The organism is Alteromonas sp. ALT199 (assembly GCF_018619335.1).
Classification (GTDB): domain Bacteria; phylum Pseudomonadota; class Gammaproteobacteria; order Enterobacterales; family Alteromonadaceae; genus Alteromonas.
This window is the reverse complement of sequence record NZ_JAHHDX010000013.1, coordinates 1-10,428: the sequence shown is the minus strand read 5'-3', so window position 1 is coordinate 10,428 and position 10,428 is coordinate 1. Positions and strand designations below refer to the sequence as shown.

The following is a 10,428-nucleotide window of genomic DNA, read 5'->3' as shown; positions in this document are numbered from 1 at the left end:
GTCTATTTTTATATTGATTTAACCGAGTTCTCATTCTAACATTCGCCGCCTTATCAAAAGCGATAACTATTATCATTTAGATTTAGGCGAAAAATGAACCACACTTCACACAAAAAAAGTAAAGTTGCTAATGCAATTCTTCTCTCTCTTTTATCTGTGACGTCGACAGTCACTGCCACGTCGGCACTAGCGCAAGAAAACGATGCTGATACACCTTTAGACTCTCAAGCACAAAGTACGGAAGAAAACTTAGACGTCATTACCGTTTACGGTCGTCACAATCGACTTATTTTAGAGTCGGGTACGGCCACTAAATCGAATATGAGCCTAATGGAAACGCCAGCGGCTATCGTTGTTGTTGACGGTACTTTGTTAAGAGAGCAGGGTGTTGATACGCTGCAAGAGAGTATTCGCAACATCAGTGGCTTAAGCCAAGATGGCAACAATTACGGTGTAGGTGATAACTTAGCTATTCGCGGCCTTGGTGTTAACTACACCTTTGACGGTATTTACGCTGGAGCTGATTTGGGCAACAGCTATAACCCAACGCGCTCAATGACTAATATCGAAAGTATTGAAGTGCTGAAAGGCCCTGCAACTGGCCTATACGGCATGGGCGAAGCGGGCGGTATTATCAACCTTATTGAGAAGAAGCCGCAGTTTCAAGAAGCCTATGAGGTTAAAGCCTCTGTAGGCAGTTGGGATAGCTATTCAATAATGGCTGACGCAACAGGCGCGATTAACAAGGACCTTGCTTATCGCGTAGTAGCAAACCGTGAACAGTCTGACGGCTATCGCGGGCTTAGTGATGAGCGAAGCGAGCTTTACACATCACTCAAATATGTTGCATCAAGTGATAATCAATTTCTTTTGTCAGCCGCGTATATCGACGATGCAGTACAAATTGATTCAGTAGGTCATCCTGTTCGACTTATCGACCTAACCATGTTTGATACTGATGCAGGCAGCTTAACTGGCGCTGACTTAGTTAACGATACTGCAGAGTCAGGTGGTTTACAGCTTACCGACGCTCAGCGCGACGAATTAGCTGCATCGCTAGTTTCTACCGATGGGGTTCAGCCTTTCGACTTGGGTGACACTAGCCTTATCTCACCAATTTCTCGCCCGAATGAAGGCGAAGAGTTCCGTGTAAAGCTTCGTCAAGACTTGGTAATTAACGATGATTGGTCTTTAACCCAGCAATTGCAATATCGAACCTACGAAACGTCGTACATTCGCCAAACCAGTGCTTACAACTATGTATATGTGGACCGTAATGGTACCACTAACTTAGAGCCTCGAGCGCCTCTAGTAATTGACGACGTACTTTATCCGTACGCAGCGCGTCGACAGGAATACCGCAAAATTGAAGCACAAGAAAGTGTGTGGCAATACTTCATCGACCTAACCAATACTTGGTCGCTCGGAGATATTCGTGGTGAGCATCTATTCAGTGCTAACTATGAAAATATGGACGTAGAGTATACGCAATGGTCTATTTGGGATGCAGACGATACACGAAGCGATGCTGTGCCTTATATCTTAGACATTCGTAACCCAAATTGGCCCACAGGCACTTTTGAAGATTATAACCCAGCGCTTCGTAGCAGGTACGACAAAGAGGTATCTAGCTGGGGGGTGAGCTTCCAAGAAGTCCTGTATTTAAATGATAACTTTACTGCACGTATTGGTGGAGCATACGGTGGCGTAAAGCAAACCTATCAGAACCAATTTAGCGACGGTAACCCAGAGTACGATGCAAACGATGATGGTTTCACCTACAACCTAGGTTTAACCTACATGTATAGCGACAGCCTAAGTACTTTCATTAACCACTCAAAAGGTCGCACTGCGTACAGCACACTAGGTTCGCTATCAGAAGAAAACAACCGCCCTGACTCTGAATCAGAATCGTGGGATTTAGGTGTACGTTTTACTGCGCTAAACGAACAGGTAATTGGCTCGGTGGTTGTGTTTGATACGGCGCGTACAAACCTTCAATACACTAATCCACTATATGAAGATAATATTGAAGATCCGTCTTACAACGTTGATGTACCAGAGTTTTATTACGATGAACAAGACCGCACTACGGGTGTTGAAGTAGACATTAACTTCGATATTAATGAGCAGTGGTCGCTTAATGCTAACGCTACTTATCAAGAGCCACGTACTGAACCAGGTGCATTTGCATCGAGCACTGATGAAGAACAGACCAAGGGAATTGCTGAAAAGTTTGCAAGTACCTGGTTAACCTATAGCCATAGCTTTGAAGCACTACCTGCGCCGGTTAAGTTCAGCGTTGGTGTAACTTATGAAGATGAACGTACTATTTCAGCTTCAGCGTTCGGCGTAGACTATGCTTTCGTAGATTCATACACAGTATGGGATGCGGCAGTTAGCTATGTATCTGATGACTGGGACGTACAGCTAAACATTCGTAACTTGGATAACACAGACTACTACAGCAGTGCTATGTATTTAGGTGGTTTGCCTGGTGAAGAGCGTAATGCGAAACTTTCAGTTGCCTATCGCTTCTAAAAAAGAGTAAGCACATTGAACAAGAACGTAGACGTTGCGCTGCGTAGCATAGCCGCCATTTTGGGCGGCTATGCCGTTTCTGCGCTAATAAGCTTTTACTTCGCTTTTATATTTTTCCACACGTTAAACCAGCAAGAGGGAGTAGCAATACTAAGTGGCAGTATGGCAAGCTACTTTGTATTTTTTGCTGTATTTATCGCAAGCTTTGCTATTAAGCATACGGTGAAGTGGTGCGCGTTTTTAATTGCTTTTAGTGCCACTCTCGTTTTGGCGCTTCCCTTAGTTTCACCTTTAAGCAACCCATTATGAAAGCTACATTCAGAAAGAGTATGATTTGGTTACACACTTATTTAGGTGTGATACTCGGCTGGTTGCTTTTCGCCATATTTTTTACTGGCACGTTGAGCTATTTTACACCGGAAATAACGCGCTATCTGATGCCTGAAAGAGCAAGCATTTCTCAAAGTCAGCAATCGATGATCGCCCACTCTTTTAGTTATTTGAGTAAACATGCAGGTGAAGCTGAACAGTGGCGAATAGCCTTGCCTTCAGAGCGTTCTGCTCGTTGGAGTGTGCAATGGCGTGAGGGTAAGCAAAGGCAAACGGTTACGTTTGACGATAAGTTTGCTTCAGTAGAAAATGAAACAGAAACTAAAGGCGGCTTGTTTTTTAGAAATTTTCACTACACATTGCAACTTCGAGGCTATGGCGGGCGATACATTGCGGGCATTGCTGCAATGGCTATGCTGCTTGCTATTTTTACCGGGATTTATACACACCGCCGGTTTTTTAAAGACTTTTTTACGCTACGCCCGCAAAAGCTAAAAAAGTGGACCACCGACTTTCATGCTTTAGCAGGTATTCTCACTATTCCATTTTGTATTATGATTTGCCTAAGCGGCATTTTCATTTACGCAATCATGTATTTGCCCTATACCGCTAACGCTAACTTCGAGCGGGGAGAGCGAGGCGTAAATCGACAGATTATCCCTTCACTGCCGAGCCTGCAGCTAGAAGAAAAAGTCACTGGTAATGACCACTCGGTGAACGTGCCGCGCTCAACGCCGCCCTTCACGCCGCCCCCTGTGCCGAACTATGCGCATATTCTAGAAAAAATTGATGACCAGTGGCGCGAGCCCAACCCAATAGCAAGAATTACTGTTGAAGGCGTAGGGTATAAAAATAGCCGTATTATCTTAGAACGCAGCAAGGCCACAACAGTATCAAACCGTGCTGACCGTTTAGTTTTTGAAACCTATACAGGTAAACCACTTAAAGGCTACGATGACGAAACGGTTCCAGCGCAAATACGCCGAATTTTATATGGGCTTCATCAGGCTAACTTTGCCCCTATTGGCATGCGATGGTTGCTATTTGGGTTAGGTATTTTAGGCTGTGCGCTTATTGCCACTGGCAATATTATTTGGGTAACTCAGCGGAAAAAAAGCGCTAAACAAAACCCGTTCACGTTGGCGCTTGTGGAAAAAGGCAATGTGGCGGCTATTGCTGGCTTAATATTGGCCAGCGTATCGTTTTTTATTGCTAACAAGTTGATAGGACACGATGTAACAGGTCGCGCTCAACTAGAAGTAAACACATTTTTTACTGTGTGGGCATTAAGTGCTGTTCACGCATTTTGGCGTGCAAACGCTGCAATAGCATGGAAAGAGCAGTTTGCTTTCGCAAGTGCGCTTTGTTTTTTCACCGTTGCCATAGAGCTAGTGTTATTTAGAGACCGAATAATAAACAGTATGCTAAATGTAGATAGCGTTTATTTAAGCTTTATTCCTGCTTTTCTTATTTCAGGCGTTATTTTGTATTGGGCTGCTAAAAAAATAAGTTTGCGTATTTCAAGTGAGCAAAACGTTAAGGAAAACACTGAGACTAGCGCTTTTGTAAAGAAGGGACAGCAATGATAACGCTGGTTTTTATACTTCAACTGTTGGGTTTTTTGTGCTTGATGTTAGCAATGAAAAAACACGCAAAGCAGGCAGGTAATAGTAGGGTGTTAAAGCACGTGTTACGAGTATTACCCTTTTCGCCCTTTACCAAGTTAATAGGCTGGATATTACAAGCTACATCCTTGTACTTAGCGTTGACAAGCATCGAAATCACCAGTATTGCAATAGTATGGTGGTGCTGCACACTAAGTGCAGCCCTTCTAACTATTGCCGTGTACTTCAGTTCTTTACTTGATACTTAGATGAGCTTCTAACATAAACGATAGCGTCAGCATCACTTACGTTGCGGACCTCATGAGTCGCTGTTGTGGATGTCTCGATATAGCTTCCCGCGTTAAGGGTAAGGGCGCCAGCGCTGCTATCTTGCTTATAGTTTAGGCTGCCCTTTACTACTACTGCCTTAAACTCACCACCCTTCGATGATATTGAGCCTTCAAAGCCGCTTGGAAGCTTAATTAAAGTACCGTAAACACTATTGGTATCACCCCATAAGTAAGTAGCGGACACGCCGTCAGCTCCTATATTTACAAGGTCGCTTTTTTGCAGCCACACCATATTATCGATATGCAGATTAACGGGTCGTTCTCCATTGTCGAAATGTTCTTTTGACGATTTAACTAAGTAAGGCCCTTCGTCAATTTCTAAATAAATGAGGTTAGTTTTGTCATTTGCTGCTGTAGTGTGGTCTTCGCCCGCAGGCTGAGTCCAAAACGAGCCTGTAGGCATCCACATTTTAGCGGCACTTGGGTCGTCGTTATGCATTTCACCTTTTATAACAATACCGCGATAGGTAATGTTGTGAATGTGTGGTGGCGACTCGAAGCCTTTATTGAAACGCACTAGCATACCGGTAGCTGTGTCTTTAGTTCTATCACCCCATAAGTCTGCCGCGCCTGGGCTTTTGTCACCGCGTGCAGGGTTTAAGTAACCCCATTCAACATTTTCGGCGGTTACAATTTTGGTTTCAGCATAGGCACTGGTTATGAAAGCGGAACAAGCGCTCATAATTAGCGTTGCCACGGTTAGTTTTCGCCATGCGATCTTTTTCATATAAAGCTCCTGCTTATCCTTACTACTAATTTCGTTTACGAAAGAATTGCAGTTTATTCGTTAGAGAACGGATAATAAACGACCAAAATCAATAAAGACTTTCCCGAAAACGGGGATAATAGAGATGATCCATTATGTTTCTTTCTTGTGTGGAAAAAGGTGTGCATGGACTAAACCTGTGAGGATAGTATGAAAACCGAAGACCTTTCTGTGTTTGTCAAAGTGGCTGAAGTCAACTCGATAACTGCAGCAGCTAAACAACTTGATATCAGTTCATCTGCTGCAAGCATGGCTATTAAACGTTTAGAAGAGCAGCTTGGCGTAGCGCTATTTGTGAGAAGTACCCGCAAAATAAGATTATCCCACGAAGGGGAACAATACTTACCTATGGCTCAACAGGCGCTAGACATGCTTCAGCAAGGTTTATCACTCATTACAGAGGAAAGGCAAAGTGTTAATGGTGAGCTTCGCATGGCCATGTCTTCAGAGATGGGGCGTAATTTAATGCGTGAACTCCTTAATAAAGTACAAAGTGAAAACCCCGAGCTTTCCTTGCGACTGCACGTTAGCGATAGTCGTGTGGATTTTTATCGCGACGGCGTGGATGTTGCACTTCGTGCCATGACTAAAGAAGCTGTAAAAGAATCTCAAATGTATGGTTTTAAAGTGTGCAATATTCCACATGTTATCTGTGCATCGCCTAAATACCTTGAAAAGTACAGTGAACCACTAACAGCAAACAATCTTATTCAGCATAACGCCTTGCTCTATAAACTTTACGATCAAACCCATAACGCATGGGAATTGGTTAAAGAGAGTGAAAAAATAAAGGTGAAAGTACGCAGCAACCGCGCCGTCAACGACGGAGACATTGTTAGGCGATGGTGCGTTGACGGTATGGGCATTGCCAAGAAGTCAGCCATTGACGTGGCTGAAGATTTATTAAGCGGTAAATTAAAGCGTGTGTTGAATGAGTATCAGGTTCCATTAACAGAAATGTGGTTAATGTTACCCAGCCGACATTTGATCACCCCAGCAGTAAGATTAGTTAGAGATGAATTGAAATTGGCCATTGAGGACCGTCGACACAAGCTTATAGAAAAAGGCTTACTTAATGAAAGTGAATGGCCATGGACTTAAAATATTGTTAAGTATTTAGTTTTCACGAAGTATTACCCAATTACCGCAACAAATTCGCAATCTCACTGCTTTTTAATGGTTTGTAGTGCAAATATCCTTGGACCGAGTCACAACCCATTTCGATAAGAGCCCGCTGCTGTTCTTCGGTTTCTACGCACTCGCCCAAAGTGGTCAGTTCTAAGCTTTTAGCAAGCATAATTATGGTGTTAACAATACCGTCGTTAGAGCCTGATTGCCCTAATTGAGTAACGAAGCTTCCATCAATTTTGAGCTTATCGATAGGTAGTGTGCCTATGTAGCTAAGGCAAGAATAGCCAGTCCCGAAATCATCAATGGAAATTTTGAGGCCAATTTTTTTCAGTTTTTTAAGAGAAGTTAATGCAAAGTCTGTAGAGCTAATAAACGTGTTTTCGGTTAGCTCAACTTCAAGTAAATGTGGCGGGACCTGATACTTACTTAATACTTCTTCGATTTGCTCTGCACAGTCTAGCTGAATCAAAAAGCTTGCAGGTAAATTGATCGCTATCGGCACCAAATTTATCCCTTCGTCAATCCAACTGCGAATTTGACGACAGACACTGGAAAGCACCCAAGTAGTAATAGGGTTAATTAATCCCGCTTCCTCTGCTACGGGAATAAACCGAGATGGCGCGATGTTAGTGCCTTCGTCATTCCAACGAATGAGCGACTCTAACCCAATTATTTTCTCGCTATGTATGCACACCTGGGGTTGATAAACTAGCGAGAACGCCCCTTCGAGCTTAATTGCTTGTCTTATTCGACTTTCCAATGACAACCGCACTAAAGACTCTTCAAGCATTTCAATATTAAAAAAACTATAGTGGCCGGGGCCCCTTTCTTTAGCGTGATACATGCTCGTATCGGCATGCTTTAATATCTCTATTCCCGTTTCTACGTGTCTTTTGTGTAGTGCAATGCCAATACTGGTTGAAATGTGTAGCTGGTTGCTACCTATCGCCATAGGCTGGCTAAGGCTATCTATAATTTCAGAGGATAGTGCAACAAGTTCATCATGTTCGGCAACACCTTCAAGCATTATCACAAACTCATCACCGCCCCAGCGGCAAACGCAATCTTCCTCAGAGATTATCGCCGTTAGTTTTTTGGCAACGATAACCAAAACTTCATCGCCGATGTCATGACCTAACGTGTCGTTAATAAGTTTGAACCTATCTAAGTCGAGAAACAAAATTGAAAGAGCAGAGCTTTGTTTATTAGCTTTGGTTACAGCGTCATCGAGTTTCTCAACAAATAGATGTCTGTTTGGAAGCTGGGTTAACGCATCATAGTTCGCGCGTTGATAAAGCTGTTTGGTGCGTAGTTCTACAACTTTCTCTAATTCAGTATTTTGTGCTTGAAGCTGGGTTTGATGACTTTCTACGGTTGCTAGTATGTGGTTTACACCTTTAAACAGTTCACCGAGTTCATCGCTTCTTTCGTCAGGAATTCGCTTAGAGTACTCACGTTTACTTCCTACTAACTTTACAAGAGAAATAAGCTGTTGAATGGGTTTAGACAGAAAGCTCTGAAGTCGCCAGTGAAAGATGTAGGTAAGCAGCATACTGATTAAGAGCACAGCTAAAACAACATACATGGCATGTTGCTGCTTTTCTTCCAACGACGTAATACTTGCGGTAAGAACAAGGTAACCAATAACTTCGTCGTTGAATTCGATAGGCTTGAGGTAGTAGATCAGTTGTTCACCAAAGGTTGCACCTTCTTTTAGTGTTGTTAAAGATATATCATCCTGAAAGTCATCCATGGTGTAGCTTGCAATGACCGAATATGCGTCGTCGTAAACCTTAGCACTTTTTATTGCGGGAAGTTTAGATGCGGCATCAAGCAGTTCTTGGGTAGTTTCAGCATCGCTAAATAATACCGATGTACTTGTCGCAGAAGCGAGAAGGGTAGATTGGTTATCTAATACATCTACCAAGTTACTTTTGTAATCGGCGACAAAGTTGTTGTAAAGCAGCCCAGCTACCAAGCACAACGAAAAAAAGTTAACGATAAGGACCGCGAAAAGCTGTTTGGTGAAAAACGAGGAGCGTCGAAACATTACTTGATCCTCGCAACTTGTAACAGCTTAGCGCTAATTTTAATGTCTAATTCGTCTGCTCTTGCTATATCGATTTCAAACCTGAGTTTTTGGTTTTCAGTATAAAAGCGGAAAACAGGGGCTGCATCAGTTAAAGTATCGCTTTCTGTAATCAATACGCTGTTACGCAAATGGGCGACCGTTAAATCATCACTTGTAGATAAATAAGTCATATGACAGGCGCTGGCGTCTTTACTATCAGATACTACAACGCTTGCTTTTTCCTTTTCCCGGGTTTTTACTAACGCATCGAAAAACGACAAAAGCTCATCGTTCTTGTGGATACAAAAAACGGTAGGAACAGACTCATTGCGCTCCCATGTAATAAACTTGGTAAAGTTGTACATGTAAGCGGCTTTAAGCTTATCAATTTTAGGGAGTTCGGCAGTCGCGTGGGAACAGAGTAAGCAATAAAGCACTGCTACTCCTATTATTTTGACGACGAAAGAGTTTGGTAGTTTTATCACACAGTTTGCTTAAAATAGAGTCGACAATTGAAAACCAAAACGCCATAACTCTTTGGGCTGAGGACCATTTAGATTTTGGTATACCGGCTTACTGGCACTAAGTTGAAGTTGCAGCCAGTCTGTAGCGAGGTAGTTAACGCCGCCGAATAATCTTACCTTGCTTCCACCATACAATTCTGGGTTAGTAATACCGGCAGGATAGGGGAATGCGCCACCTACTGTTATATCATCATCTCGACCGTGAATTGAGTCTGCATAGCTCAGTTCTGCGCCAGCAAATAGAGTAGTATTTTGTGAGGTAATAAAATTATATTTGCCGTTAATTTCGTAATTGTTACCCAGACGATAGTTTCTGTCGTTTTCACCGGTGCGCACTCGCGCCGAAAACATAATCGAAAAAGGGTATTGCCCCTTGTTTTGGTAGCCTATTTCTAAAGGCAAGTCATATGTACCAGACCCAAGTTGCATAGTGTAGGGGAGCTGTTGGTCTCCCGCGGCACGCGGCGTATCTCCCTCTTCATCAATTGAACCTGAAGGAAAACTAATGCCGCCACTTAACCAAATACTGTAGTTTTCGTTCGACGCGAACTCATAGTGCCCAGTAACGACGACATCGCCTAATCCTTCAGATGAAATTAAAAACTCATCATATCCGGGCACCACGCTAACATGATCGGTTTCTTGCCTAATGAGCGGTATCTGAATGCCTAACTTGATGTTGCTGCTTACTTGATAACCTATTTGTACAATTTTCGCATATTGATTAATGACGGTAGGTACAACTGGGAAGTTCTCTTCAGTTCGGGGTTCTTCACCAGGGCTAAATAGTACTTCATCCAGTGATACATCACTGTCGTCAATCATATAACCGTCAAACTCAGCGGCTTTAAACTGTAAGGATAGCGTCCACTTTCGTTTTTCTAAACTGTCAGCATTGTCACTAACATTTACGTTGAGTAAATCTTGGAAGCTCATTTCAGCAAATTCTGATGGCGTGCTTTGTGAGTAAGCGAACCCGCTGGTAAAGAAAAGAGAGCATGGAAATATATAGCGTAGCAACATATTAGAACCGCTGAAAAAAAGATGTCTGCATAATTATAGGGTAGTATACGGGAGTTAAGAAACCTTGCTTATTAGTCTTTAGTATTGT

The 10,428-nt window shown here is 42.8% G+C and carries 9 protein-coding genes; 5 read left to right on the top strand and 4 right to left on the bottom strand.

Going from position 1 to position 10,428, the window contains the following annotated elements; all coding sequences use genetic code 11:
- Window positions 1–93: 93 nt before the first annotated feature.
- The 4 genes from KL866_RS01260 to KL866_RS20600 are packed head-to-tail and all read left to right on the top strand — an operon-like array spanning window position 94 to window position 4,744.
- Window positions 94–2,541, top strand: a complete 2,448-nt coding sequence (locus KL866_RS01260; protein WP_025255053.1) for a TonB-dependent siderophore receptor — start codon at window positions 94–96, stop codon at window positions 2,539–2,541.
- 15 nt (window positions 2,542–2,556) lie between these two features.
- A complete protein-coding gene (locus tag KL866_RS01255; protein ID WP_025255054.1) occupies window positions 2,557–2,850 on the top strand; it encodes a hypothetical protein in 294 nt (97 codons plus the stop codon).
- Window positions 2,847–4,457 carry a PepSY domain-containing protein gene (locus KL866_RS01250; RefSeq protein ID WP_214992618.1) on the top strand — a complete coding sequence of 537 codons (1,611 nt, stop codon included), beginning with the start codon at window positions 2,847–2,849 and terminating at the stop codon, window positions 4,455–4,457. Before KL866_RS01255 ends, KL866_RS01250 begins: the two co-directional genes overlap by 4 nt.
- Window positions 4,454–4,744 (top strand): DUF3325 family protein, encoded by a 291-nt coding sequence (locus KL866_RS20600; protein WP_025255056.1) that lies wholly within the window; start codon window positions 4,454–4,456, stop codon window positions 4,742–4,744. The genes KL866_RS01250 and KL866_RS20600 overlap by 4 nt, the downstream gene beginning before the upstream one ends.
- Here KL866_RS20600 and KL866_RS01240 read toward each other — a convergent pair.
- On the bottom strand, window positions 4,722–5,552 hold the full coding sequence (locus KL866_RS01240) for a DUF4437 domain-containing protein (protein ID WP_214992615.1): 831 nt from the start codon (window positions 5,550–5,552) through the stop codon (window positions 4,722–4,724). The genes KL866_RS20600 and KL866_RS01240 overlap by 23 nt on opposite strands.
- Before the next feature lie 189 nt (window positions 5,553–5,741).
- Between KL866_RS01240 and KL866_RS01235 the strand changes: the two genes are divergently transcribed.
- A complete protein-coding gene (locus KL866_RS01235; RefSeq protein WP_214992612.1) occupies window positions 5,742–6,692 on the top strand; it encodes a LysR family transcriptional regulator in 951 nt (316 codons plus the stop codon).
- 40 nt (window positions 6,693–6,732) lie between these two features.
- Here the strand turns inward: KL866_RS01235 and KL866_RS01230 are convergent, their stop codons facing one another.
- From KL866_RS01230 to KL866_RS01220, 3 genes are read right to left on the bottom strand one after another with little or no spacing between them, the layout of a single operon-like run.
- Window positions 6,733–8,772: a bifunctional diguanylate cyclase/phosphodiesterase gene (locus KL866_RS01230; protein ID WP_214992609.1), complete on the bottom strand. Its 2,040-nt coding sequence runs from the start codon at window positions 8,770–8,772 to the stop codon at window positions 6,733–6,735.
- Window positions 8,772–9,230 (bottom strand): YfiR family protein, encoded by a 459-nt coding sequence (locus tag KL866_RS01225; RefSeq protein WP_214992597.1) that lies wholly within the window; start codon window positions 9,228–9,230, stop codon window positions 8,772–8,774. Before KL866_RS01225 ends, KL866_RS01230 begins: the two co-directional genes overlap by 1 nt.
- Before the next feature lie 57 nt (window positions 9,231–9,287).
- On the bottom strand, window positions 9,288–10,340 hold the full coding sequence (locus KL866_RS01220; RefSeq protein WP_025255060.1) for a hypothetical protein: 1,053 nt from the start codon (window positions 10,338–10,340) through the stop codon (window positions 9,288–9,290).
- Window positions 10,341–10,428 lie beyond the last annotated feature (88 nt).

Bases quoted from the DNA above. Each gene is read 5' to 3' on its own strand.
- KL866_RS01230 (WP_214992609.1), bottom strand. From the start codon at position 8,772: ATGTTTCGACGCTCCTCGTTTTTCACCAAACAGCTTTTCGCGGTCCTT.
- KL866_RS01240 (WP_214992615.1), bottom strand. From the start codon at position 5,552: ATGAAAAAGATCGCATGGCGAAAACTAACCGTGGCAACGCTAATTATG.
- KL866_RS01260 (WP_025255053.1), top strand. From the start codon at position 94: ATGAACCACACTTCACACAAAAAAAGTAAAGTTGCTAATGCAATTCTT.
- KL866_RS20600 (WP_025255056.1), top strand. From the start codon at position 4,454: ATGATAACGCTGGTTTTTATACTTCAACTGTTGGGTTTTTTGTGCTTG.
- KL866_RS01235 (WP_214992612.1), top strand. From the start codon at position 5,742: ATGAAAACCGAAGACCTTTCTGTGTTTGTCAAAGTGGCTGAAGTCAAC.
- KL866_RS01220 (WP_025255060.1), bottom strand. From the start codon at position 10,340: ATGTTGCTACGCTATATATTTCCATGCTCTCTTTTCTTTACCAGCGGG.
- KL866_RS01250 (WP_214992618.1), top strand. From the start codon at position 2,847: ATGAAAGCTACATTCAGAAAGAGTATGATTTGGTTACACACTTATTTA.